Raw genomic sequence first — 24,845 nt, forward strand, 5'->3', positions numbered from 1 at the left:
GGCCTCATTACTTCGCAGTAATGAGGCCTTTTTGTATTCTGTGGTCTTTTTATATTCAGCTAGTTACTTGGTTAGCTACTTAACCGGGGGCATTTCTGTTTGGTTATAGCTTTTCGCTGTACTCAACCAGAACTTGCTCAACCCAGCTTGCGATACGGTCGTCGCTAAGCTCGTATTGTGAATCTTCATCAAGCGCCAAACCAACGAATTGAGATTTGTCTTCGGTTAACGCTTTAGACGCTTCGAACTCGTAGCTGTCATCGTTTGGCCAGAAGCCAACAAACTCTGCACCCGCGGTTTTCAGTTCATCATGCAATAGACCCATCGCATCTAGGAACCATTCGCCGTAGCCTTCTTGGTCGCCCAAACCAAACAGAGCCACAACCTTGCCTTTCATTGGCGTGGTTGCGATGTCTTCCCACAGTTCATTCCAATCTTCTTGGATTTCACCGAAGTCCCAAGTTGAGATGCCTAGCAATAAAAGGTCGTAGTCCGCCATCAATGAAAGAGGGGTTTCTTTCACGTTATGGATATCAACTAGGTCTTCACCAATAATGCCGCGAATTTTCTCTGCTGCCATTTCTGTGTAGCAGGTGGTTGAGCCGTAAAATAATCCAATTTTCATAGCAAACGTTCGATTTTAATTTCAGATGGCGAATTCTAACCATAAATCGACTTCGATTGCAGCGATTATCCGCTCAAGTCGTAATTTTTATGGCATTCATATTTGCTCTGGCATACTCTCAAAACAGTTTCCAATATTGTGAGTAACACTATGCAGTCGCCTCAAGGGCAGAGCGCAGACCACGGTCTCGTTGAGCAGTTTTTAGATGCTATGTGGATGGAGCGAGGATTATCGGAGAATACGCTTGTCTCGTACCGTACCGATTTGTCCAAGTTATTAGCGTGGATGGAAAAGAACAATTACCGCCTCGACTTCATTAGCCTTTCAGGTTTACAGGATTATCAAGGCTGGTTAGTCGACGCCGATTTTAAGCAGACTTCTCGTGCCCGTATGTTGTCGGCGATTCGTCGCTTGTTCCAGTATTTGCACCGAGAGAAAATCAGAGGCGATGATCCAAGTGCCTTGTTGATCAGCCCGAAGCTGCCGCAACGCTTGCCGAAAGATTTGAGTGAAGAGCAGGTTGATGCTTTGCTTGATGCTCCAGATCCGAACGATCCGATTGAGCTTCGCGATAAGGCGATGCTTGAGTTACTCTATGCAACCGGTTTGCGTGTGACAGAGCTGGTTAGCTTGACGATGGAAAACATCAGCCTAAGACAAGGTGTGGTGCGTGTTATTGGTAAGGGTGGCAAAGAGCGCCTAGTTCCAATGGGCGAAAATGCGGTGGATTGGATAGAGACTTTTATTGAACAAGGTCGTCCACATCTACTTGGCGAAAACAGTTCTGATGTGGTTTTTCCGAGTAAACGCGCCAAGCAAATGACCCGTCAGACGTTCTGGTATCGTATCAAGCACTACTCGGTCGTCGCTGGGATCGACACAGAATTGTTGTCACCCCACGTATTGAGACACGCTTTTGCGACGCATTTACTGAACTATGGCGCAGATCTTAGGGTCGTACAGATGTTGCTTGGGCATAGTGACTTATCGACAACCCAAATTTATACTCACGTGGCGACTGAAAGGCTGAAGCAAATTCACGCGCAGCATCACCCACGTGCTTAAATCCATTTATTTTTAAGGTGAACTTAATGAGCGTATTACGCCGTCTTCCTCTACTAGCGCTTCCTCTTATGATTACTGCATGTAATGCATCAGAAGCGAAAGTAGAAACAACATCAACAGCCGTAGAAGCTGCTCCAGCTCAAGCTATTGATACAGCTGCGTTAACTAAGCGTTTTGAAAAAATCGGTATTAAGGTCGATAAGATTGTCCCTTCGGATATCGATGGTCTGTTAGAAGTTCAAACCAACAGCGGCATTATCTTTTCTTCTCCAGAGGGCGATCACTTTCTAGCCGGTACACTTTACTCTTTGGATGAAAACGGTAAGTTCAGTGATGTTTTGGCTGAGCGTCAAGCTCCGCTGAATGCTGAAAAAGTCGCGGCGATGTCGGATACGGTTATTGAATACAAAGCCGATAACGAAAAGTATGTTGTGACGGTATTTACTGACATTACGTGTGGCTACTGTGTTCGTCTGCACAGCCAAATGCAAGGCTACAACGATCTGGGTATCACTGTTCGTTACATGGCTTACCCACGCCAAGGTGCGACAGGGCAAGTTGCCGATCAAATGGCAGCAATCTGGGCTTCAGATGATCCAAAAACAGCGATGCATGACGCTAAAGTAAACCGTCAAATGCCAGCGTCTGGTAAAGACCTAGCAGAGCAAAAGCAGATCATTGCTAAACAGTACCAATTGGGTCGTGAGCTTGGCATCAATGGCACACCGGCTATCGTGCTAGCAAGTGGTGAGTTGGTGAGTGGTTACTTACCGCCAGCACAACTTCTTCAACGTTTAGAGCAATAATCTCGTTTTCTGTATTGCCAATTTATCCCCCATGTTTTTGATTTAAGGAGTGGCCTGATTGATATCGGGCCCATTTTTATATGATAGAGATCCAACGCCGTCCTGAGGTCGACATTTCAGTCTTACCTGCTCACTTACCTGACTTGTTAAAGCGCATTTATGTGAGTCGCGGAATCGACAGTGCCGACCAACTAGAGACAGCAGCGAAAGGTCTGCACTCTTATCAAAAACTGGGCGGCATAGATGCAGCAGTTGAGCTGTTGTTCAAAGCGATTCAGCAGCAAAAACGCATCATTATTGTTGGTGATTTTGATGCCGATGGCGCGACCAGTTCGGCGCTGTCTGTTTTAGCGTTACGTATGCTCGGCAGCTCTAACGTCGATTATCTAGTACCAAACCGTTTTGAAGATGGCTATGGCTTGAGCCCTGAGGTTGTCGAACAGGCAATCGAGCTTGGTGCTGAAGTGATCATGACGGTCGACAACGGTGTCTCTTCGATTGAAGGTGTGCGTTTTGCTAAAGAGAAGGGGCTAGAGGTTCTGGTTACCGATCATCACTTGCCGGGTAATGAACTGCCAATGGTCGATGCGATGGTTAACCCAAACCTTGAGAGTTGTGCTTTTCCTTCGAAAGCCCTAGCGGGTGTAGGTGTGGCTTTCTATCTGATGATGGCACTGTGTGTTCACATGCGTAAACTGAATTGGTTTGCAGAGCGCGGCATGACAGAACCTAAGTTGATGGAATTGATTGACCTTGTGGCGCTGGGTACGGTTGCCGACGTGGTTCCACTCGACGAAAACAACCGAATTTTAGTGCATCAAGGTTTGCAACGTATTCGTGCGGGTAAAGCTCGTCCGGGCATCCAAGCCTTGATCGAAATTGCTAAGCGAGACGCTAAGCGTTTGGTGGCGTCTGACTTTGGCTTTGCTCTTGGCCCTCGTATCAATGCGGCTGGTCGATTGGACGACATGTCTTTTGGTGTTGAACTGCTAATGAGTAACAACATCCATGCGGCGCGTCGAATGGCGAGTGAACTGGATGGTTTGAACCAAACACGTAAAGAGATCGAAGAGGGCATGAAGCAAGAAGCGATGGCTTTTTGTGAACGCCTTGAGTTTGGTAAAGACGACCTACCTTCTGGCTTAGCCCTGTTCCAACGTGATTGGCACCAAGGTGTGATTGGTATCTTGGCTTCGCGTATTAAAGATAAATACCACCGCCCAGTGATTGCTTTTGCTGATGGTGGGGAAGGCAGTATCAAAGGTTCATGTCGCTCAATTCCAGGTTTGCACATGCGTGATGCTTTGGACCGAATCGACACTCAAAACCCAGGCTTGATTCTTAAGTTTGGTGGCCACGCAATGGCGGCCGGCTTAACCATCATGGAAAAGGACTTTGAACGTTTCAGCAAGCTGTTCAATGAGGTCGTGAAGAATGAACTTGGAGAAACAGCACTGAAGGGCATTATCTTGTCTGATGGTGAGCTGTTACCAGAAGAGTTCTCGATGCACACCGCTGAAACGCTGCGTTCAGGTGGCCCGTGGGGACAAGCTTTCCCTGAGCCAATCTTCGATGGTGAGTTTAAAGTGCTGCACCAAAAGCTGGTGGGTGAAAAGCACCTTAAGCTGATGCTCGAGCCGCTCTACAAAGGTCACCCTACCAATGTGATGATTGATGGTATTGCCTTTAACGTCGACCTACGTCGCTGGCCTGATGCTTCGGTGAAAACTGTTCACCTTGCATTTAAGCTCGATATCAACGAATTTCGCGGTAACCAATCGTTGCAGCTGATGATTGATCATATCGAAGCCAAATAGTGATTTTGGGCTCAATAATGCTCATCATATAGCGCCAAATTCAACAAGCTCTGTTCAAAAACAGGGCTTGTTTTCCTTCCTGCCCTTACAAATTTTACGTGTTTTTTCTGCCTGTCAATTTTATATCCTATTAAGTTGTTGAATCTTGGTTCACCACTCTAAAAAATTCTGTATCTCCGTCACACTTTTGAGTACAATTCTTCGGTTAAATTCTACTCATAAATGATGAGCTAAAATGTTTGAAATCAATCCTATAAAAAACCGTCTGCAGGATGTGTCTGAGCGCACAAATATCCTGAGGGGGTATCTTTGACTATGACGCTAGAAAAGAGCGTCTAGAAGAAGTAAACGCAGAATTAGAACAACCGGATGTATGGAACGAACCTGAGCGTGCTCAAGCGCTAGGTAAAGAACGTTCTGCATTGGAAGCGGTAGTAGAAACGATCGATCAACTTGACCAAGGTGTTGAGGATGTTGATGGCCTATTAGAGCTTGCGGTTGAAGAAGAAGATCAAGAAACGTTCGATGAAATTGAACCAGAACTGGCCGAGCTTGAAGCTAAGCTAGAGAAGCTGGAATTCCGTCGTATGTTCTCTGGTGATCACGATGCATCAGATTGCTACATCGATTTACAGTCAGGTTCGGGCGGTACAGAAGCTCAAGACTGGACTTCAATGATGTTGCGTATGTACTTACGTTGGGCAGATTCGAAAGGCTTCAAGACTGAAGTTATCGAAGTGTCGGATGGTGATGTTGCTGGCCTTAAAGGCGCAACGGTACGTATTTCTGGTGAGTATGCTTACGGTTGGTTACGCACAGAGACTGGTGTTCACCGTCTAGTTCGTAAATCACCATTTGATTCAAGTGGTCGTCGTCATACTTCATTTGCATCTGCGTTTATCTATCCTGAGATTGATGACAATATTACGATCGACATTAATCCTTCTGACTTACGTATTGACGTATACCGTGCCTCTGGCGCTGGTGGTCAGCACGTAAACACCACGGAATCGGCGGTACGTATTACTCACGTTCCGACCAACACCGTGGTTCAGTGTCAGAATGACCGTTCGCAGCATAAGAACAAAGATCAAGCGATGAAGCAGCTACGTGCTAAGCTTTTTGAACTTGAGATTCAAAAACAAAATGCTGAAAAACAAGCGAGCGAAGAAACGAAATCAGACATCGGTTGGGGCAGTCAAATCCGCTCTTACGTGCTGGATGATTCTCGTATCAAAGATTTACGCACCGGCATCGAAAACCGTAATACTCAAGCGGTTCTTGACGGTGACTTAGACAAGTTTATTGAAGCTAGCCTGAAATCAGGTCTGTAAGCTTTATCAACTATTAAGCTTTACCAATAATATTGGTAAAAATGCCTATATTTGCAAAAATATAGCGGTCCAAATTTTAAAAGCAGGGTACATCTCTAATGACTGATGCTGTTCAAAACGAAAACGCACAAGAAGCTTCTTCACCTGAAGAGAACAAACTAATCGCTGAGCGCCGCAGCAAGCTGGATCACATCCGCCAAAACTGCAAAGCTAACGGTCACCCAAATGACTTCCGTCGTGAGCACCTAGCTGGCGATCTTCAAGCGGAATTCGGTGAGAAGACTAAGGAAGAGCTAGAAGAGCTTAACCACATCGTTGCGATCGCTGGTCGTGTTATGGCGAAGCGTGGTCCATTCCTTGCGATTCAAGAAACTTCTGGTCGTATCCAAGCATACGCAGCGAAAGACGTTCAAAAAGTACTGAAAGAGAAGTACCAAGGCCTAGATATCGGTGACATCATCGGTGTTAAAGGTGCGCTTCATAAATCAGGTAAAGGCGACCTTTACGTGAACATGGAAGAGTTTGAATTGCTGACTAAAGCACTTCGCCCTCTACCAGAGAAGTTCCACGGTCTAACTGACCAAGAGATGCGTTACCGTCAGCGTTACGTTGACCTAATCGTGAACGAAGATTCTCGCAATGCATTCATCGTGCGTTCTAAGCTTGTATCTTCAATCCGTAACTTTATGAGCGCGAAAGGCTACCTAGAAGTTGAAACGCCAATGATGCACGTGATCCCGGGTGGCGCAACTGCACGTCCATTCATCACTCATCACAATGCACTAGACATCGACATGTACCTACGTGTTGCACCAGAGCTTTACCTTAAGCGTCTAGTGGTTGGTGGTTTTGATCGTGTATTCGAGATCAACCGTAACTTCCGTAACGAAGGTCTATCTCCACGTCACAACCCAGAATTCACAATGATGGAATTCTACCAAGCGTACTCTGACTACAAAGACCTTATGGATCTGACTGAAGAGATGCTAAGCACGGCAGCAATGGACGTTCTTGGTTCTACTTCTATGCCTTACGGTGACGAAACGGTTGAGTTCGGTGGCACTTACGCTCGCATGAGCATGTTCGATGCAATCAAACACTACAACCCTGAGCACGCTGAGATTCAAGCACTAACAGAAGCAGACCTACAAGACCGTGAGAAGATGGTTGCTATCGCAAAATCTGTACACGTAGACGTAGAAACGTTCTGGACATGTGGTCAGCTTCTAGAAGAGATCTTTGGTGAAACGGCTGAGCCTCAGCTAATTCAACCAACGTTCATCACTGGCTACCCAGCGGACATCTCTCCTCTAGCACGTCGTAGCGATGACAACCCATTCTTCACAGACCGTTTTGAGTTCTTCATCGGTGGCCGTGAAGTTGCGAATGGTTTCTCTGAGCTTAACGATGCACAAGACCAAGACGAGCGTTTCAAAGCGCAAGTTAACGCGAAAGACGCGGGGGATGACGAAGCGATGTACTACGATGCAGACTACATTACTGCACTAGAGCACGGCCTACCGCCAACAGCAGGTCAAGGTATCGGTATCGACCGTCTAGCAATGCTATTTACAAACACGCACACAATCCGTGACGTGATCTTGTTCCCGGCAATGCGTCCACAAGCGTAATTCTCGCTTATAGGGCGTAACAGCCTATGTAATTAAAAAGCCACCTTCGGGTGGCTTTTTCTGTTTTTGGGCTTCAAAACCTAGTCTGTACCGCACTCTTGATTCGAAAAATCGTTATTTCTGACATAGTCTTACTATTGAGACATAAAATCTAAGATAGTCTCACTACTATACGTCTCTGCGCTGAATACGATCTCGCGGCATTTTGTCGAACGATGAAGCAGTGACTCGTATTAGTCTGATTTAAATAAAAATAGAATAAGGAAGAAGGATGGGAACTCAATTTAAGATGGATTCCTTACCAGGTTCTCTTATCGTCGTTGGTGGTGCGTACGAACCCTGGTTATCAGTGTTAGAACAAGTGGGTTGGCAGTGTACCCAGTGTGCAGATTTACGAAAAGCCGATGCCTTGATTGCTGATATTGGCCCATGTATTGGTATTGTCGATCTTAGTCATGATGAGTTCAGTCTCAACGGTATTGCTAACCTTGTGAGCAATAACAAGCAGGTGAGATGGCTCGCCTTTATCCGTGAATCTCAATTAAGCTCTGATACGATCTGCCAGTTTATCGTTAACTTCTGTATCGACTTTTTCACGGCGCCAATCCCAGATGCTCAATTGCTGAGTACCATTGGTCACCAACTGGGTATGCTTAAGCTTGAGCAGAAGGTATGGCCAAACTACGGCATCAATAACAACATGGGTCTTCTAGGCGATTCTGTGGCTGTGAAGCGCTTGAGAGACCAAGTGAAGCGTATTGGGCCGACTGATGTCAGTATCTTGATTTATGGTGAGAGCGGGGCTGGTAAAGAGACGATTGCACGCTCTATTCACCAAAACTCGTCGCGAGCACAGAAACCATTTTTAACGGTTAACTGTCGTGCCTTGTCTGAAATGAGAATAGAGGCCGAGGTGTTTGGTATCTCAGCACAGACAGCGACTGCGCCTTGTATGTTGGAAGAAGCTGATGGCGGAACCATCTTGCTCAATGATGTTTTAGCGATGCCACGCAATCAACAACTGAATCTGTTGCGCTTTCTACAAGAAGGTAAGATTGAAACCGCGAATGGACCCAAATCTGTCGATGTGCGTATTCTGGCCGCAAACTCCTCTGATATCGAGAAGGCGTTGATCGAGGGCGATTTCAATGAAGAGCTTTATCACTACATCAATGTTCTGCGTATTCATGTTCCAAGCTTAAAAGAACGTGTGAGCGATATTTCAGTACTGGCTAATCATTTTCTGCGTGAGTACTCGAAAGAGTTTAATGCTCAAGCGAAGAGCTTCTCAGACGATGCTATCCGTTCGATGAATCGCTACCATTGGCCTGGAAACGTGCGTGAGCTGATGAATCAGATTAAGCGTGTTGTGTTGATGTCTGATGCTGTGATCATTGAGGATCACCAACTGGATTTACCAAAACAGAATGATGAACGCCGAAGCTTGAAGAGTATTCGAGAGCGATCAGAGCGCGATGCGTTGTTAATTGTTTTGGAATCTTACGGTGGTCAGGTTTCGTTGGCAGCTAAGGAGCTCGGTGTATCACGAGCGACGATGTACCGCTTGCTGAATAAACATAGCCTAATCTCTGAAGGGGTTGTTTAGACTCTTTTCTGCATGGATTTATTCAGTCACTGTCAATTAAAGACCACGTATCTACGTGGTTTTTTTGTTTCTGAAGGGTAGTCCGTTGTTTTCTAGCTCATCCCTAAGAGAGATATGCTGCAATTTTATATAATCATAGTGAATATGTTATATGCAAATGAATATGCAACTGATATTTCAGGCGAATGCATTGTTTTAAAAATGTTAACCAATTAGCGGTTGAATAATATACTCACTTGGTTAGACTTTAACCGTGAAAGCAACGATTTAACAAAGACTTGTCTGCTTTTACTAACACATTTCTTTTTGGATTTTTTAGTTAGCTTGGAGGCGCAAATGAAACATTTCGATTTTATACAGCATATTTGCGCGTCGTTTGATCCATGTACTGACATGGTGACTGATATGTCACACACATCAGCCATGGCCGATCGAAACACCCAAGATAAACCTAACTAATAGATCCGTACCCTTATTTGGCTGCGGAAAAATAGCAGCTAAGTGAGAAGCCCTCATACTATCTAACACGCTATTTTTCCTCAGTTGATTCAACAACTGGAGAGTTATTATGCGTCACTCAGTATATTTAAAATTAGCAACAGTCCTTATCCGTGCCGATCTTCGTCGTGAAGAGCGTGAATGGCAACGAAAAGTTCGTCGTAGTTCATATGATCTGCCATGGAACAATACTCACTTATTAAGAGATATTGGTCTTGAAGCTGACGGTCGACCGATTGGTTTTTCTGAACCAGAAGTCGTCACGATTGAACGTCGAGTACGTCACCTTCGTCGTGTCTTAAGTGCGCGAATACCGACGTAATCTGCGGGGTTGATAGCACCTTTCAACCCCTAAGATAATTCACAGTGATAGTTATGGCGTCGAAAGTGCAAACTTTTGAACTAGAACTGGCCAAAAAAGAGAAGCTCTTGCTTCTCTTTTTTGCTTTTTTAAGCCGAGATTTGTGCTTTTTTAAGTCGTTATCTAGTAAAGGAAAAGAGTTCTACTAAGCTTTATAGAGCAAGGGAGGCCGGCTATGCAAAAGCATCAATTAGACATGTGGTTACATGGAGAGCACAAAGACTCTTATCAAACACCGAAAGTGTACGTTATTGGCTGTTCTGATATTTCAGAATATCTATTGGCGGTGGAGTACAAACACAAGCTAGAACCGGTAAAACAAGACGGCGAGCCGCTTCACTTTGGATCCTTGGATCAAGTGAAAGAGGAGTTACTCCGGCTCGGCTTTGAAAAGGCGTATCTTCGCTTACACAACGCTTATGATGAGTTTGGTAATGAGCCAAGCCAAAGCTACTGCGATATTGAACTGGCGCTCAAACCTCATTAAGAGGCGTTTGTAGCGCGAGATTGATTCTAATTACAGACTGTTTTGTAACGCACTGATAGTTTTGGCTATCGAGGCTAGATTAAACGATCTATGCGTAATGTGTTGTCAGCAATTTGTGGGTGAATTGAGTTCGTAGATAGAAACCGCGTGGTTTGGTTTTGATAGGTTTTCCACTTGCACCGTAAGCTTCCGTTAACACACGACTGTTAGCAGCCTTCGGACGTAAATGCAGTGCTTCTCCGTGTCTTGCTGTTATCTGTTCTACATTGCCTAAAACGATCAACTCCATCAGTTCTTCCCAATCTCGTTTCAAGAGCTCATCTTCCGCTTGGCTAGGTGTCCATAATAATGGGGATCCTACATGCCTCTCTGCTAGCGGGATCTCTCTTTCTCCCTCGACAGGGATCCACAACACCTTAGACAGCTTGTTTCGAACGTGGCTGGTTTCCCAAGTTATGCCTTGCACGCCCATCAAAGGCGCAACACACACAAAGGTGGTTTCGAGTGGCTTGCCAGAGTAGCCAATCGGAATGCTTTTTAGTTCTATCCCGAGCTTGGCAAAATCTTGTTCTGGCTTGCTGCCTGCAGGTGCACCCAAGTGCCATTCCAATAGCTGTCCAACCCAGCCTTTATCACGCTTAAGGTCGTTTGGCATCACCATCTCGGCTTCGTCGGCGAGCTCTTTAAAGGTCATTCCGGCGATAGCATACGCGCGCTCTAACAGCTCTTGTTGTGTTTGTGGTTCTGGTTTCATAATAAAAGGCATGATCAAAAAAACGATTTTATCAGAAGTTATCACCAAATGACGACTGGTTAAGAAATGATCTCCTTGCGAGAAAAGGGATCAAACTCAGGGTTATCCACAGGACATAAAGGTAATTAATTGAAATATTAATTTAGTGGATAAATAAACAGGGGTTTATGGTGGATAAAATGCTTGCCAAATGGGGTTCAAAATGAATCTTTCACTTGGTAGTGTGGATAAACATCGGAGTGGTTGATCTTTAACCATGTCAGGTTTCTGAAAGATCTTTTACATTTCTAATGTTTTTTAAAACCAGGATGTTATTTTAACTTACTGATTTATATGAAAATAAAATTAGTTTGACTGATTTGTCGTTTTTGGTGTTGATGAATCTATGGATTAAAAAAACGATTGCGGGTAATTCTTCACATAGTTATTCACAGAAAAGGTGAATAAATGTGGTCTATGTCTCACTATTGTGTGGGTAACTAGAATTTGAGCAAAACTTATCCATATTCCTAGTTATTATTCATAAATATAGCGCTTATCACGTCACTAAGTTTGCTCCGATTGGGGATATGTGGAAAAATCAGAGTAATTAAAAATTTAGATAGAGGTTGGCCAGTGATAGATGGCGATGGTTACCGATTAAATGTTGGTATTGTAATCTGTAACAACCATGGTCAGGTCTTCTGGGCTAAACGATACGGGCAACATTCATGGCAATTCCCTCAAGGGGGAATAGATGAAGGTGAGACTCCGGAACAGGCAATGTACCGCGAGTTGTATGAAGAGGTTGGCCTTACTAAAAAGGATGTAAAGATCGTCGCGACAAGTCGTCATTGGTTACGCTACAAGCTACCCAAACGACTGGTTCGGTGGGATTCTAAACCTGTCTGTATTGGACAAAAACAGAAGTGGTTCCTTTTGCGCTTAGATTGCGATGAATCGCATATCAACATGCAGCGTGGAAGTACACCTGAGTTTGATGGTTGGCGTTGGGTGAGTTACTGGTACCCAGTTCGACAAGTTGTTTCTTTCAAGCGAGATGTTTACCGTCGAGCGATGAAAGAGTTCGCATCTTTAGCAATGCCGTTTAAAGAGCGAAAAATAAAAGGAAAGCGCAAATTGCGTAGAGGTTAAGCATGCTCAGTCAACTAAGGGAAATAGTTGAACACGTATCAAGAGTTGAAGATGTGTCGACGGCTCTTGATATTTTAGTTAAAGAGACATGCAGTGCGATGCAGACGGAATGTTGCACCGTGTATTTGGCAAATAATGATATGCAGCGCCTTGAGTTGATGGCAACTCAAGGCCTGATCTTCAAAGGCAATAGCATTCACATTGGTTTTGACGAGGGTCTGGTTGGCCTTGTTAAAAGAAGTGCTGAACCTATCAACCTTGCACAAGCGTCTGCTCACCCTGCTTATAAGTTTTTTCCAGAGCTTGGAGAAAACGTCTATCACTCTTTTCTCGGAACTCCGATTATCCACCGCAAGCAAGTGCTTGGTGTATTGGTCATTCAACAGAAGACCCCACGTTTATTTAGTGAGATGGAAGAATCCTTCCTTGTCACGCTCTCAGCACAACTTGCCGTTATTGTGGCACACGCCCAAACTCAAGGCCATTGGCTGTTAGAGCAACAAAAGCTACCTGCGACTAAAGGTATTGCAGCTTCATCGGGCGTAGCAATTGGTGACTTATGGTGGGACAACACTCAGCCCGAACTCACCGATGTTTATCCTGCTTCGACGCTCAATGTAGAGAGAGAGCATGAGTTGTTGGCGGTAGCGGTTGAAAACGCCCTCAATGACTTTAAGCGCATGCGAAAGCGCTTAGATAGCGAAATTAATAAAGACGCGTTGGCGATCTTTGACCTGTTTACTCACTTACTCAATGATCCAATGTTGCGTAAGGATCTAAAAAGCCAAATTCAGAAAGGCGATAAAGCCGATTGGGCATTAAGGCAGGTTGTTGAGAGCTACTCGAACCGCTTTGCTCGTATGTCCGATGTGTATCTTCGTGAGAGAGCACAAGACATCCGAGAGCTCGGACAAAGGCTGCTCTATTTCCTCCACAACTCTGAACATGAACTTCGCACGTTAGATAAGCCGATTATCCTAGTGGTTCGTGAGTTAACCGCTTCGGTATTAGCGTCTATTCCCAAAGAAAAGCTCTTGGCGGTTATTTCTTTGGAAGGGGCGGCGAACTCGCACGCAGCAATTTTATCTCGAGCGCTTGGCATACCTTCCGTCATGGGGGTAAATCTTAACTTAGCTCAAGCTAATGGTAAGCGAGCGATTGTTGATGGGTATAGCGGTGAGATCTTTATTGAGCCGACTAAAAGCCTGCTCAAAGAGTATCGTGGGCTGATTCTAGAAGAGAGTGAGCTCTCCTCTATGGTCAATCGCGAGCTGTACCTTCCGGCAAAAACCCAAGACGACAAGCAAGTCGAGATCCTGCTTAATGCGGGCTTGAGTGCAGACACTAACATTGCTATCAACCAAGGCGTTGATGGAGTAGGGCTGTATCGAACTGAAATCTCTTTCTTGTTGCAGCAAAGATTCCCGTCAGAGGATGAGCAATTCAAGCAGTATCGTTCTGTGCTGGCAAGCTACCCAGAGAAACAAGTGGTGATGCGTACACTCGATATCGGTGGTGATAAGGCCTTACCGTATTTTCCTATCGAAGAGGACAATCCATTCCTTGGTTGGCGTGGTATTCGTTTTACGCTCGATCATCCAGACATCTTTATTATTCAGTTACGTGCCATGCTACGTGCGAGTTGTGAAAGCCATAACTTGAGTATTTTGCTGCCGATGATCTCTGGAGCTCAGGAATTGGATGACGCGCTACAGTTGATTGAACAAGCGTATGACGAAGTGCATGAGCTTGATAACCGAGTGCGTATGCCTCGCGTTGGTATCATGATTGAAGTGCCATCCATGCTGTACATACTGCCGCTGATTGCGGATAAGGTCGACTTCGTTTCAGTCGGTACCAACGACTTAACCCAATATTTATTAGCGGTTGATCGGAACAATTCACGAGTATCCGATGTCTATGAATCAATGCACCCTGCAGTGATCATGGCATTAAAACAAATTCATGATACTTGTAAGCAATATCAATTACCTGTGTGTATTTGTGGCGAGTTAGCCGGTGACCCGATGGGCGCGCTGCTATTGATTGGATTGGGGTATGAGACGTTAAGTATGAATACCTCGAATGTCGCAAGAACCAAATATTTGATTCGTCAATCGAACTTGGCTGAATTACAGGATTTGGCAAATAAGGCACTTTCAAAACCGTATGGTAGTGACATCTATAGTATGATGCTGAACTATTTCGAAGAGCGTGAATTTACAGGCTTCATTCGAGCAGGTAAAAAATAGGATTTAACGTGTCATATGAACTGATAGGCTTGTTAGCAGGCCTTGGTGCTATTGTTGGTGTTTTAGCTGGCTTGCTAGGCATTGGTGGTGGTTTGCTGGTGGTTCCTGCCTTACTGTTTTTGCTTCCTAAAGCGGGTATCCCTCAAGAGTTTGCGATGCAAATGGCATTGGCTACCTCGTTATCAACCATCATAGTTACGTCAGGATCGTCTGCGATTAACCATCTAAAGTTGGGTAACGTAGAGATATTTGTCGTTAAATGGTTGATGCCAGGTGTCGTGATAGGTGGCTTCCTCGGTTCTTTCGTGGCCGATGTAATCCCAGCTCAATACTTACCAAAAGTCTTTGGTGTGATTGTTTTGGTATTGGCGTTGCAAATGCTGCTGTCGATTCGCTCTAAGAGCCAAAAGTCGATGCCAGGTTCAGCTAAAACCGTGTTGTGCGGTGGCGGTATTGGTTTAGTATCAAGTTTAGCGGGCATTGGCGGTGGGTCTTTATCGGTACCTTTCCTTAATCATCACGGTGTGGAAATGCGTAAAGCCGTCGGCTCATCTTCGGTATGCGGTTGTGTTATCGCGATTTCGGGAATGCTAGGTTTCATTTGGCATGGATCTTCTGTCGATGATCTTCCTGCGTATAGCTTGGGTTATGTTTATCTGCCGGCTTTGATCGCGATATCTTGTACCTCAGTTTTGACCACTCGAGTGGGTGCGAAACTGGCCACTCAATTGCCAACCCCAGTGCTGAAGAAATTCTTTGCGGTGTTTTTAATGTTTATAGCAGCCACAATGCTGCTGTAGTGTCTTTTCTGTTAGTCATTGAACTAACCGTTAATCAATTTAGATAGAGAGCCAAGTATGTCTCAGGGTTTTATCGAATTCCCAAATATCGATCCTGTTCTTATTGAACTAGGACCAATCTCAGTTCGTTGGTACGGCCTAATGTACCTTGTCGGTTTTATGTTTGCTCTTTGGTTAGCAAATCGCCGAGCTGACCAACCAGGTAGCGGTTGGACTCGAGAGCAAGTATCAGACTTACTGTTTGCTGGCTTTCTAGGTGTGGTGCTGGGTGGTCGTATTGGCTACGTACTTTTCTACAACTTTGATCTTTTCCTAGCAGACCCACTATACCTATTTAAGGTATGGACTGGCGGTATGTCTTTCCACGGTGGCTTGCTTGGTGTTATTACTGCCATGTTTTGGTATGCCAAAAAGAACGGTCGAACCTTCTTTGGTGTGGCAGACATGATTGCACCATTGGTGCCATTTGGTTTAGGCATGGGACGCTTAGGTAACTTCATGAACAGCGAGCTTTGGGGCCGTGTGACTGATGTGCCATGGGCGATTGTGTTCCCTAACGGTGGTCCACTTCCTCGTCACCCATCTCAACTTTACGAGATGGCGCTTGAAGGTATTGTGCTGTTCTTCATCTTGAACTGGTTTATCAAAAAGCCGCGTCCTCTTGGTTCTGTATCAGGGTTATTCCTAGCAGGATATGGTACATTCCGCTTCTTAGTAGAATACGTACGTGAACCTGATGCTCACTTAGGTTTGTTCGGTGGATTTATCTCTATGGGACAAATTTTGTCACTGCCAATGGTTATCATCGGTGTGCTGATGATGGTGTGGGCATACAAGCGTGGTCACTACAAAGACGAATTACCACAACAAACGAAGTAAGGAATTGGTGTGAAACAGTATTTAGATCTCTGTCAGCGTATCGTTGATGACGGTACTTGGATTGAAAATGAACGCACGGGCAAGCGCTGCCTAACCGTGATCAATGCTGACCTTGAATATGATGTTGGTAATAACCAATTCCCACTGGTAACAACGCGTAAGAGCTTTTGGAAAGCCGCAGTTGCTGAATTGCTTGGCTATATCCGTGGTTACGACAATGCTGAAGATTTTCGTAAGCTAGGGACTAAAACTTGGGATGCGAACTCGAACCTGAATGAAGCATGGCTGAATAACCCTTACCGAAAGGGTGAAGATGACATGGGCCGTGTTTATGGCGTTCAAGGACGTGCATGGGCAAAAACTGACGGCGGTCATATCGACCAACTGAAGAAGATTGTTGATGATCTAACGAACGACATTGATGACCGTGGCGAGATCTTAAACTTCTATAACCCAGGTGAGTTCCACATGGGTTGTTTGCGTCCGTGTATGTACAGCCATCACTTTTCTCTACTTGGTGATACTCTGTACCTAAACAGCACTCAGCGCTCTTGCGATGTTCCCCTAGGCCTGAACTTCAACATGGTTCAAGTGTATGTCTTCCTAGCTATCATGGCGCAAATCACGGGTAAGAAAGCTGGCGTGGCTTACCATAAGCTAGTGAATGCTCATATTTACGAAGATCAACTTTCACCCATGCGTGATATCCAGTTAAAGCGTGAGCCGTTAGCTGGCCCAACATTCCATATCAATCCTGAGATTAAGTCTCTAGAAGATTTGGAAACGTGGGTAACGATGGATGACTTCTGGGTGGAAGGTTACGAATGCCACGAAGCGATTAAGTACCCATTCTCGGTTTAATCTCATTCGCTTTGTTTGATTGAAAGGCTGCCTCTGTGCAGCCTTTTTTATTTGTTATGCTTGGCTTGCTTACTATTTGTAAAACCAATAATCTTGAGTGGTCTTTTCTAACTACAGAACTACTATGACTCGCTCGCATTGCTTTGTATTGCAACACGACTTTCCCATTGCTTTCTACCCTGAGAAAAATCAGTTGGTAGTGGATAGCGAAGCGATTCATTTAGAGCCATTGCAGGCAAAGTTGCTCAGCTATTTCATCGAAAATCGCGGGCAAGTGGTTAGCACTCAACAGATAGCCGCGGATGTGTGGCAAAGAACTCAAGTGTCTGACAACTTGGTCAGACAGGTCATCAGCTTGTTGCGCAGTCAGCTTCAGGATAAATCACGTCCGTATCGGATTATTCAGACCATTCCTAAGCAAGGCTATCTGTTCGATGTTGAGGTGACTCAGCCGAGCGTCGACCCAACTCCCGTTGAGGACGTCTCTCAACCTGAATCTGAACCTAACCCTTTTGTTGCTAAGTCGAAAAAGAAAACCATCGCCCTGATTACAACCGCAGTATTCTCGGTTGGCTTAATAGCAACTTGGGCCTGGCAAACCGATGTCCCAACCAATGACACAGCTGTTATTTCTGCTCATCAAAGTGATGTGATTCCTGTTTATATCCATGACATAACACTCGATTCTGCGAACGATTATGAGATGTCAGAAAGCGTTTATAACTATCTTTTCTACGGGCTGAACTCGGCAAAAAACTTATCGGGTTACCACTTTTCTCAGCTATCGAAACAGGGCAAGCAATCTCTGGCCAACAATGGTGTTGAACTCAAAGGTTGGCTTAAGCAAAAGGGTGGTGATTATGTGTTGAGCGTGCTTGTACAAAACAACCGCCAACCCAATCAAAGTCAGAAAGTGGAAAAGACCTTTAGCCAAGATAATTTCTTCGATGCCATTGGGGATGTGATTCTCGAGATCAAAGCCATTATTGCTCCAATGAGCTCCGAATACGGCGTGGCAAGTCATCGAGTGACTTCTATTGACAACTACGATGATTGGAGTGTTATTTCTGAAGGGATATCGTTGTTCTACCAAGGAAAAGGTGGTCAGCTATTTGAAGAAATAGCACTTCAGTTGGATACGATTCAACAACAAGGGCGAGATAATTATCTGGTCAATGCCTTGCTGTCGTATTCGGAATCTTTGGCTTATTTGCAAAATCATGAGCAAGAAGATCGCGAACATGCACTGCAACTGGCAAGGCAAGCCTTCGAGATGAACCCACGTTGTGACATCGCTAATCTTACCTTGGGTCTTGCACTGTTAATCAACCAACACGCCAATCAAGCTTTCCCTTACCTTTTTTATGCGGCCGAAAGTACACCGAGCCCAATCAGTTTTTATCTGCTCAGTGTGGCTGACAAGCTGTCGGACAATCCAAAAGGTTCGCAATACAACTATCAACGCTATACCGAAGTGCAAAAAGAGCATGACGGTCAACTGTTTGATCTTATTGAATCTTTATAAAAAACAAACCTTTCCTAAACCACCAAATACGTTTTTAAGCGAAGGTGTTTCGTGAGCGCTGATGGCAACGGTACTTCCGCAAGGTGTCCTTGTACCAACAGGCCTCTCAATATGTTTGATTATTGTTTGGACTCAGGCTCGATTGCCTTGCATCAAGCGTAAAAACATCGACTTCCACATACTGGTCACCAAATCATTCATTATTTGGGGTACACACATGTTGAAGAAGTTTGCTTTTCAGATCATTCCAATTCAGATCTTCTTATTCGTCTTTTGGTTCAAAAATGGCTTTATCGATAAAGTGATGGGCGTGCTACTTGGCTTCATTACGCCCGATACTGCTTATGCGGGAGACACTTGGGCTGGTTGGAAGGGCTACATTGTCGGCACTTGGGATAAGAGCCAAATCGGTCATGCTCTACTGAGCCCAACGTTCGATCTTATGTTCCCGATTCTGATTGCTTTGCAATGTGTACCGTTTTTATTGGTTATTCGTTCGATACTTGCAGGTGAGTTCATGGCGGGCAAAGAGCGTCCGTGGTTACTCTATGCCGCATTCGCTTCTCTGTTTGTGACGGCTTGTATGGCTTTCACTCAAACTATCACTGGCGCAAGCGACGGACAGTATCTATGGCAATTTATCGGCTTTGGCATGGTTGCCATTATGTACCTGCGTAATGAGCAAGGTAAGTAAGCGTTTTTTAGATGCGAGTAAACGGGATGCGGGATACGAAGATCAAAAGCGCCCGTCATTCCCTAGACTGACGAAGGAAGGAGTAGGGAATCTCTGGGCGTTGTGTGTTAGGCAGATTCCCTATCACGCTCGTGCCTCGCTGTAGGGAATGACGGATTTTTAGATGCGAGTAAACGAGATGCGGGATACGAAGATCAAAAGCGCCCGTCATTCCCTAAACTGACGAAGGAAGGAGTAGGGAATCTCTGGATGTTATGTGTTAGACAGATTCCCTATCACGCTCGTGCCTCGCAGTAGGGAATGACGGGTGTTTAGATACGAGTAAACGAGATGCGAGATACGAAGAGCGTTTTTAATACGATATATCGAAACGCAGCTAATGAGAGGAAGTCGCTTTTCGTTACTCGTTCACCCGAATCCCGTATCTGCTCTTAAAAAGAAAAAGCCCGCAACCTAGGAGGTTGCGGGCTTTACTATAAGCGATGTTTATTTTGCTATTAAGCGGTAAGAGCTAACACGCTACCAGGAAGTACAAGGAATACCGCAACAAGGTAACCAGCCACTACAGCTTTGTTCTTCACAGCCATGTCTGAAATCAAGTCAGCGGCTTTAACAGGTAGTTCACGTAGGAACGGAATACCGAAGATGAATACCGTTGCCATGATGTTGAACACCAAGTGTACTAGAGCAATTTGTAGTGCAAATACTGCGAACTCACCAGATACTGCTGTCGCTGCAAGTAGAGCCGTAATACATGTACCGATGTTTGCACCCAGAGTGAATGGGTAAACGTCACGTACTTTAAGAACACCTGAACCTACTAGTGGAACCATCAAGCTTGTTGTCGTAGAAGAAGACTGAACAAGGATAGTCACGATAGAGCCAGAAGCGATACCGTGGATTGGACCACGACCGATTGCGTTCTTTAGAATTTCACGAGCACGACCAACCATTAGGCTCTTCATCAGCTTACCCATTACGGTGATAGCTACGAAGATAGTTGCGATACCTAGAGCGATAAGCATGATGCCGCCAACAGTGTCGCCAAATGTTGATAGAGGCTCTTTAATCGCACTTACTACTGGTTTAGTGATTGGCTTGATGAAGTTAAGACCACCCATGCTCATATCACCTGTTGCTAGCATCGGAGATACCAACCAGTGAGAAATCTTCTCTAGAATACCAAACGCCATCTCTAGTGGAAGGAAGATAGCAACGGCTAATAGGTTAAAGAAGTCGTGGATTGTCGCACTTGCGAATGCACGTTTGAACTCTTCTTTACAACGAACGTGACCAAGGCTAACTAACGTATTGGTTACCGTAGTACCAATGTTAGCACCCATGATCATAGGAATAGCTAGCTCAACAGGTAAACCACCTGCCACAAGGCCAACGATAATTGAAGTAACTGTACTTGATGATTGAATAAGCGCTGTTGCTACTAAACCAATCATTAAGCCTGCAACTGGGTGTGAAGCAAATTCGAAAAGAACCTTTGCTTGCTCGCCTGTTGCCCATTTGAAGCCTGTACCAACCATTGAAACTGAAAGTAATAGTAGGTAAAGCATGAATGCCAAGTTAGCCCAGCGTAGCCAACGAGTAGTGCTCGAGATAGGCGCTGCTGCAGTAGTAGCTTGGTTCATAATGTTTTCTCCATTGGACCGTTTAAGTCTGTGTTTGGTCTGTTTGTTTAATCTGAGCGTGATGTTAGAGGGGAAATATTTCAGTAATATTACATTTTGGTTTAGGTCGGACTTTTTTGTGATGATTTACTCTTTAAATATTCCTAAAGCTAATGCGGTTATTTTAAGTTGTTGTTTTAATTTGATTTTTAACGGTAGTTCTATAGGTGATATAGATCTTAAAAGTTAGAGAAAAATTGAAAATAATCGCTGAAATATTACATTATGAAATCAGACACTTCGAAAAAATAAGTGGTAAATCTATGTTTGTTTAGGTTTTTCCGAGTTTGTTGAGTGGCGGTGTCATATTTGATATAAAAGGGTATCTACTCTTTTATTACGGCACATCTATGTCGCATCTCAACTACAACCATCTGTATTACTTCTGGATGGTTTGCAAGCAAGGCTCTGTTACTAAAGCTGCAGAAGCCCTATTTCTAACACCACAAACGGTAACGGGGCAGATAAAAGCCTTAGAAGAGCGCATGGATGGCAAGTTGACCAAGCGTAATGGCCGCAGTGTTGAGCCTACAGAGCTTGGGCAACTGGTCTTTAAATATGCCGATCGTATGTTTGGCCTGAGTTACGAGATGCTGGATATCGTGAATTACAGCCAGCACTCTAATATTCTGTTTGATGTTGGCGTCGCGGATGCGCTCTCTAAAAGGCTCGTCAGTAAGATATTGATGTCGACCATCCCTCCAGATAACAGCATTCATTTACGCTGTTTTGAATCGACCCATGAAATGCTACTTGAGCAACTATCTCAACATAAGCTCGATATGATTTTGTCTGACTGTCCGGTGGACTCTAGTCAAAGCCCGGGCCTGTTCAGTAAAAAGTTGGGTGAGAGTGGAATGAGCTTTTTTAGTTCAGGTCAGGTTGAAGGTGTTAATTTCCCTGCTGTATTGGAGCAAAGAAAGCTTTTGATCCCTGGTAGCCGAACCTCAATGGGGCGTAAAGTGCTGCAATGGTTTGATAGACAAGGACTTAAGCCAGATATTTTAGGTGAGTTTGATGATGCCGCATTGATGAAGGCTTTTGCTCGTTACCATCATGATGCGATATTCTTAGCACCGACGCTTTATATGTCTGAAGTTGAAGAAGACACATCACTGCAACTATTAGGTGGTATTGAAGAATTAAAAGAGGAGTACTACGTCATATTTGCTGAGAGGATGATCCAACATCCAGCAGTAAAAAACGTATGTGACGCAGATTTTAGCAAATTGTTCGAATGAGTTAGTTTGTTAATGAATTGATATCGATTATCATAGTTCCACTATATGCCGGAAATACTGATAGCCCGTAGTTGGCGTAAAGGTTGTAGGGAGCCAAACTATGAACTTAAAAGAGATGGAGAAGAACTCAGCACAAGCTGTGATTCTACTTAAAGCCATGGCTAACGAGCGTCGCTTACAGATTTTGTGCCTATTACATGGTACTGAACTGTCGGTTGGGGAGTTGTGTGGCAAGTTGGAACTGAGTCAGTCTGCTTTATCTCAACATCTTGCTTGGTTGAGAAGAGATGGTTTGGTCGAAACTCGCAAAGAAGCTCAAACTGTGTATTACACATTGAGTAGTGAAGAAGTAAAAGCGATGATTAACCTACTGCATGGTATTTACTGCAAGTAGCTTATTGCTGGTGGGAGGGGGATTTCTTATCAGCGATAGAATGACACAAGGAAGTGTTAGTATTTCACATTGAACGTTAGTGTTTACCTATCTACCTATCTACCTATCTACCTATCTACCTATCTACCTATCTACGTACCAATTTGCTTCTCTATTTATTTTTCTGATTGTTTGTTTTATCTATCTGCTTAAATTGTTTATCGGTCAGAAAAGCGGCTGTTAGCACGTAAAATAAAAGCGTTACTCAAAATTTAGATATAAAAAAACCGGCCTAGGCCGGTTTTTTTCGTTTTGCGTTGTAATCAAATTTCTATTAAAGAGCTTTGATTGCAGCAGCGAAACGAGACTTATGACGTGCAGCTTTATTCTTATGAATAAGGCCTTTAGTCGCCATACGGTCAAGAAGTGGTGTAACTTCTACAAGAGCAGCAGTTGCAGCTTCTTTATCACCAGCTGCGATAGCTGCGATAGTCTTTTTCATGTAAGTGCGCATCATAGAACGACGGCTAGCATTGTGCTGGCGACGTTTCTCAGCTTGGATAGCGCGCTTCTTAGCAGATTTACTGTTTGCCAAGGGTCTAACTCCCAAAAACTTAGTTCGGTGACAATTTAAGGGCGAGGACTATCCCTCATTAGCGCTTAATTGTCAAATGATTTGTGCAAAAACCAATCGTAGCCAAACAAACTTTGGTATGGAAAGGTCATCGCGGTTAAGATGGCGGGGATTCTAACAGCATTTTTAGACCAATGCTAATAAATATGCTTCTTAGGACAGGATAGTATTTATCCTCGCTTGAAAGTAATCAACCAGTGTCAGAGGTTTCTGTGAGTAAACGACTATTAAAGTCAGGCCTGATTGTCAGCGCAATGACTTTTGTTTCCCGTGTATTGGGGCTAGTACGTGATGTAGTAGTAGCAAATTTGATGGGGGCAGGAGCGAGTGCCGATGTATTTTTCTTCGCTAATAAAATTCCTAATTTCTTACGTCGACTTTTTGCAGAAGGTGCGTTTTCTCAAGCGTTTGTTCCTGTATTAACGGAATATCACGCCGCAGGTGATAAAGATAAGACACGAGATTTAATTGCTAAGGTGTCGGGTACGCTCGGGGTTTTAGTTTCTATTGTCACCGTTATCGGGGTATTGGGCTCTGGCGTGATCACCGCGATGTTTGGTGCGGGTTGGTTTATCGACTGGCTAAATGATGGTCCATCAGCGCCAAAGTTTGAGTTGGCGAGCTTTATGCTCAAGATTACCTTTCCTTATTTATGGTTTATTACCTTCGTTGCTTTATCTGGTGCCATTCTTAATACATTAGGTAAATTTGCGGTCTCTTCTTTTACCCCTGTGTTCTTGAACGTGATGATCATAGGCGCTGCGTGGTTTATCTCTCCTAATTTAGAACAACCAGAAATTGGTTTAGCCATTGGTGTGTTTCTTGGTGGCTTAGTCCAATTCCTTTTCCAAATGCCTTTCTTGATCAAAGCGGGTGTGTTGGTTAAGCCGAAGTGGGGCTGGAGAGATCCGGGTGTGGTTAAGATCCGCACATTAATGATCCCTGCTTTGTTCGGGGTATCGGTCAGTCAAATCAACTTATTGTTTGATACCTTTATTGCCAGCTTCCTCGCAACAGGTTCTATCAGTTGGTTGTACTACTCAGACCGACTGCTTGAATTTCCTCTCGGTTTATTCGGTATTGCGATTGCGACTGTGATTCTTCCTGCTTTATCTCGTAAACACGTAGATGCTCAAGGAGAAGGGTTCGCGCATACCATGGATTGGGGCGTGCGCATGGTTTTGCTGCTTGGTATTCCTGCGATGTTAGGTCTTATCGTTTTAGCTAAACCAATGCTGATGGTGCTTTTTATGCGTGGTGAGTTCTCTCCACACGATGTACAGCAGGCATCGATGTCATTGGTAGCTTACGCATCAGGCTTGCTTAACTTCATGTTGATTAAAGTTTTAGCTCCGGGTTACTACTCTCGCCAAGATACCAAAACACCGGTTAAGTACGGCATTATCGCTATGGTGACTAATATGGTGTTTAACGCGATCTTTGCTTATTTCTATGGTTATGTGGGTTTGGCGATTGCGACGGCACTGTCTGCTTTTGTGAATATGGCATTGTTATATCGCGGATTACACCTTGCGGGTGTGTATCAATTAACTAAGACAACCTTGTTGTTTAGTGCCAAATTGATTATCTCAGGTGTGGTGATGGTAGCGGCTATTTTATGGCAGCTGGATAATATGCAACATTGGCTTGAATGGAGCTTCAGCCAGAGAGCGCTGACATTAACAGGCTTGATTGGACTTGGTGGCTTTGTTTATATTGTTTCGGTACTGATTTTAGGTATCCGAGTAAAACATTTAAAAGCAGCGACAGATTAATACTGATTAGT

Annotated in this window: 23 protein-coding genes; 19 read left to right on the plus strand and 4 right to left on the minus strand. The window is 44.4% G+C overall.

Features of this window, described 5'->3' with window-relative positions; genetic code table 11:
• Window positions 1-103: 103 nt before the first annotated feature.
• Window positions 104-625: a flavodoxin FldB gene (fldB, locus tag MSG35_RS16885; RefSeq protein ID WP_048606779.1), complete on the minus strand. Its 522-nt coding sequence runs from the start codon at window positions 623-625 to the stop codon at window positions 104-106.
• A gap of 150 nt (window positions 626-775) precedes the next feature.
• Between fldB and xerD the strand changes: the two genes are divergently transcribed.
• The 9 genes from xerD to MSG35_RS16925 all read left to right on the plus strand — a co-directional run bounded on the left by xerD (window position 776) and on the right by MSG35_RS16925 (window position 10,230).
• Complete coding sequence (gene xerD / locus MSG35_RS16890; RefSeq protein WP_123302199.1) at window positions 776-1,690, plus strand: site-specific tyrosine recombinase XerD; 915 nt, start codon at window positions 776-778, stop codon at window positions 1,688-1,690.
• A 26-nt stretch (window positions 1,691-1,716) separates the two neighbouring features.
• Window positions 1,717-2,496, plus strand: a complete 780-nt coding sequence (locus MSG35_RS16895) for a thioredoxin fold domain-containing protein (protein WP_017062874.1) — start codon at window positions 1,717-1,719, stop codon at window positions 2,494-2,496.
• Window positions 2,497-2,576: 80 nt separating this feature from the next.
• The gene (gene recJ / locus MSG35_RS16900; RefSeq protein WP_059021489.1) at window positions 2,577-4,313 is read left to right on the plus strand and encodes a single-stranded-DNA-specific exonuclease RecJ; all 1,737 of its coding nucleotides are present in this window, start codon (window positions 2,577-2,579) and stop codon (window positions 4,311-4,313) included.
• A gap of 235 nt (window positions 4,314-4,548) precedes the next feature.
• Window positions 4,549-5,647 (plus strand): peptide chain release factor 2 gene (gene prfB, locus MSG35_RS16905; protein WP_248384596.1). Its coding sequence is split into 2 segments (ribosomal slippage): window positions 4,549-4,623 and window positions 4,625-5,647, totalling 1,098 coding nucleotides; the frame shifts between segments, so codons are not numbered across the junction.
• A 98-nt stretch (window positions 5,648-5,745) separates the two neighbouring features.
• The gene (lysS, locus tag MSG35_RS16910) at window positions 5,746-7,278 is read left to right on the plus strand and encodes a lysine--tRNA ligase (protein WP_017059330.1); all 1,533 of its coding nucleotides are present in this window, start codon (window positions 5,746-5,748) and stop codon (window positions 7,276-7,278) included.
• A gap of 271 nt (window positions 7,279-7,549) precedes the next feature.
• Complete coding sequence (vpsR, locus tag MSG35_RS16915; RefSeq protein WP_048615012.1) at window positions 7,550-8,884, plus strand: cyclic-di-GMP-binding transcriptional regulator VpsR; 1,335 nt, start codon at window positions 7,550-7,552, stop codon at window positions 8,882-8,884.
• Between the two features lie 336 nt (window positions 8,885-9,220).
• The gene (locus MSG35_RS24060; RefSeq protein WP_258954150.1) at window positions 9,221-9,343 is read left to right on the plus strand and encodes a hypothetical protein; all 123 of its coding nucleotides are present in this window, start codon (window positions 9,221-9,223) and stop codon (window positions 9,341-9,343) included.
• A gap of 109 nt (window positions 9,344-9,452) precedes the next feature.
• Window positions 9,453-9,704 carry a hypothetical protein gene (locus MSG35_RS16920; RefSeq protein WP_004735015.1) on the plus strand — a complete coding sequence of 84 codons (252 nt, stop codon included), beginning with the start codon at window positions 9,453-9,455 and terminating at the stop codon, window positions 9,702-9,704.
• Between the two features lie 214 nt (window positions 9,705-9,918).
• Entirely contained in the window at window positions 9,919-10,230 is a 312-nt protein-coding gene (locus MSG35_RS16925) for a DUF6482 family protein (RefSeq protein WP_004735016.1), read from the plus strand.
• Window positions 10,231-10,318: 88 nt separating this feature from the next.
• Here MSG35_RS16925 and mutH read toward each other — a convergent pair whose 3' ends face one another.
• Window positions 10,319-10,984: a DNA mismatch repair endonuclease MutH gene (gene mutH, locus MSG35_RS16930; RefSeq protein ID WP_048606845.1), complete on the minus strand. Its 666-nt coding sequence runs from the start codon at window positions 10,982-10,984 to the stop codon at window positions 10,319-10,321.
• A 615-nt stretch (window positions 10,985-11,599) separates the two neighbouring features.
• Between mutH and rppH the strand changes: the two genes are divergently transcribed.
• From rppH to MSG35_RS16965, 7 genes are all read left to right on the plus strand, one after another.
• Window positions 11,600-12,118: an RNA pyrophosphohydrolase gene (gene rppH / locus MSG35_RS16935; protein ID WP_017059335.1), complete on the plus strand. Its 519-nt coding sequence runs from the start codon at window positions 11,600-11,602 to the stop codon at window positions 12,116-12,118.
• 2 nt (window positions 12,119-12,120) lie between these two features.
• Window positions 12,121-14,370 (plus strand): phosphoenolpyruvate--protein phosphotransferase, encoded by a 2,250-nt coding sequence (ptsP, locus tag MSG35_RS16940; RefSeq protein ID WP_050644343.1) that lies wholly within the window; start codon window positions 12,121-12,123, stop codon window positions 14,368-14,370.
• 8 nt (window positions 14,371-14,378) lie between these two features.
• The gene (locus MSG35_RS16945; RefSeq protein ID WP_048606789.1) at window positions 14,379-15,170 is read left to right on the plus strand and encodes a sulfite exporter TauE/SafE family protein; all 792 of its coding nucleotides are present in this window, start codon (window positions 14,379-14,381) and stop codon (window positions 15,168-15,170) included.
• Window positions 15,171-15,227: 57 nt separating this feature from the next.
• Window positions 15,228-16,049, plus strand: coding sequence for a prolipoprotein diacylglyceryl transferase (gene lgt, locus MSG35_RS16950; protein ID WP_017059338.1), 822 nt, complete (start codon window positions 15,228-15,230; stop codon window positions 16,047-16,049).
• A 9-nt stretch (window positions 16,050-16,058) separates the two neighbouring features.
• On the plus strand, window positions 16,059-16,910 hold the full coding sequence (locus tag MSG35_RS16955; protein WP_248384597.1) for a thymidylate synthase: 852 nt from the start codon (window positions 16,059-16,061) through the stop codon (window positions 16,908-16,910).
• Window positions 16,911-17,034: 124 nt separating this feature from the next.
• The gene (locus MSG35_RS16960; RefSeq protein WP_248384598.1) at window positions 17,035-18,435 is read left to right on the plus strand and encodes a winged helix-turn-helix domain-containing protein; all 1,401 of its coding nucleotides are present in this window, start codon (window positions 17,035-17,037) and stop codon (window positions 18,433-18,435) included.
• A 217-nt stretch (window positions 18,436-18,652) separates the two neighbouring features.
• The gene (locus MSG35_RS16965) at window positions 18,653-19,129 is read left to right on the plus strand and encodes a hypothetical protein (protein ID WP_248384609.1); all 477 of its coding nucleotides are present in this window, start codon (window positions 18,653-18,655) and stop codon (window positions 19,127-19,129) included.
• A 497-nt stretch (window positions 19,130-19,626) separates the two neighbouring features.
• On the opposite strand, the gene MSG35_RS16970 is transcribed toward MSG35_RS16965, so the two are convergent.
• Window positions 19,627-20,772 (minus strand): Na/Pi symporter, encoded by a 1,146-nt coding sequence (locus MSG35_RS16970; protein ID WP_048606795.1) that lies wholly within the window; start codon window positions 20,770-20,772, stop codon window positions 19,627-19,629.
• A 389-nt stretch (window positions 20,773-21,161) separates the two neighbouring features.
• Between MSG35_RS16970 and nhaR the strand changes: the two genes are divergently transcribed.
• A complete protein-coding gene (gene nhaR, locus MSG35_RS16975; RefSeq protein ID WP_048615016.1) occupies window positions 21,162-22,052 on the plus strand; it encodes a transcriptional activator NhaR in 891 nt (296 codons plus the stop codon).
• A gap of 100 nt (window positions 22,053-22,152) precedes the next feature.
• Complete coding sequence (locus MSG35_RS16980; RefSeq protein ID WP_004735028.1) at window positions 22,153-22,446, plus strand: metalloregulator ArsR/SmtB family transcription factor; 294 nt, start codon at window positions 22,153-22,155, stop codon at window positions 22,444-22,446.
• Window positions 22,447-22,759: 313 nt separating this feature from the next.
• Here MSG35_RS16980 and rpsT read toward each other — a convergent pair whose 3' ends face one another.
• Window positions 22,760-23,020, minus strand: coding sequence for a 30S ribosomal protein S20 (rpsT, locus tag MSG35_RS16985; protein WP_004739529.1), 261 nt, complete (start codon window positions 23,018-23,020; stop codon window positions 22,760-22,762).
• A 251-nt stretch (window positions 23,021-23,271) separates the two neighbouring features.
• Between rpsT and murJ the strand changes: the two genes are divergently transcribed.
• Entirely contained in the window at window positions 23,272-24,834 is a 1,563-nt protein-coding gene (gene murJ, locus MSG35_RS16990) for a murein biosynthesis integral membrane protein MurJ (protein WP_032545655.1), read from the plus strand.
• The last annotated feature ends 11 nt before the right edge of the window (window positions 24,835-24,845 follow it).

It is taken from the genome of Vibrio sp. 1CM23M (assembly GCF_023161755.1).
Lineage (GTDB): Bacteria > Pseudomonadota > Gammaproteobacteria > Enterobacterales > Vibrionaceae > Vibrio > Vibrio coralliirubri.

Coding starts and splice junctions, on each gene's coding strand:
- ptsP (WP_050644343.1), top strand. CDS start 12,121: ATGCTCAGTCAACTAAGGGAAATAGTTGAACACGTATCAAGAGTTGAA.
- xerD (WP_123302199.1), top strand. CDS start 776: ATGCAGTCGCCTCAAGGGCAGAGCGCAGACCACGGTCTCGTTGAGCAG.
- MSG35_RS24060 (WP_258954150.1), top strand. CDS start 9,221: ATGAAACATTTCGATTTTATACAGCATATTTGCGCGTCGTTTGATCCA.
- MSG35_RS16980 (WP_004735028.1), top strand. CDS start 22,153: ATGAACTTAAAAGAGATGGAGAAGAACTCAGCACAAGCTGTGATTCTA.
- MSG35_RS16965 (WP_248384609.1), top strand. CDS start 18,653: ATGTTGAAGAAGTTTGCTTTTCAGATCATTCCAATTCAGATCTTCTTA.
- vpsR (WP_048615012.1), top strand. CDS start 7,550: ATGGGAACTCAATTTAAGATGGATTCCTTACCAGGTTCTCTTATCGTC.
- MSG35_RS16970 (WP_048606795.1), bottom strand. CDS start 20,772: ATGAACCAAGCTACTACTGCAGCAGCGCCTATCTCGAGCACTACTCGT.
- MSG35_RS16895 (WP_017062874.1), top strand. CDS start 1,717: ATGAGCGTATTACGCCGTCTTCCTCTACTAGCGCTTCCTCTTATGATT.
- lysS (WP_017059330.1), top strand. CDS start 5,746: ATGACTGATGCTGTTCAAAACGAAAACGCACAAGAAGCTTCTTCACCT.
- MSG35_RS16925 (WP_004735016.1), top strand. CDS start 9,919: ATGCAAAAGCATCAATTAGACATGTGGTTACATGGAGAGCACAAAGAC.
- recJ (WP_059021489.1), top strand. CDS start 2,577: ATGATAGAGATCCAACGCCGTCCTGAGGTCGACATTTCAGTCTTACCT.
- nhaR (WP_048615016.1), top strand. CDS start 21,162: ATGTCGCATCTCAACTACAACCATCTGTATTACTTCTGGATGGTTTGC.
- MSG35_RS16960 (WP_248384598.1), top strand. CDS start 17,035: ATGACTCGCTCGCATTGCTTTGTATTGCAACACGACTTTCCCATTGCT.
- fldB (WP_048606779.1), bottom strand. CDS start 625: ATGAAAATTGGATTATTTTACGGCTCAACCACCTGCTACACAGAAATG.
- mutH (WP_048606845.1), bottom strand. CDS start 10,984: ATGAAACCAGAACCACAAACACAACAAGAGCTGTTAGAGCGCGCGTAT.
- lgt (WP_017059338.1), top strand. CDS start 15,228: ATGTCTCAGGGTTTTATCGAATTCCCAAATATCGATCCTGTTCTTATT.
- MSG35_RS16920 (WP_004735015.1), top strand. CDS start 9,453: ATGCGTCACTCAGTATATTTAAAATTAGCAACAGTCCTTATCCGTGCC.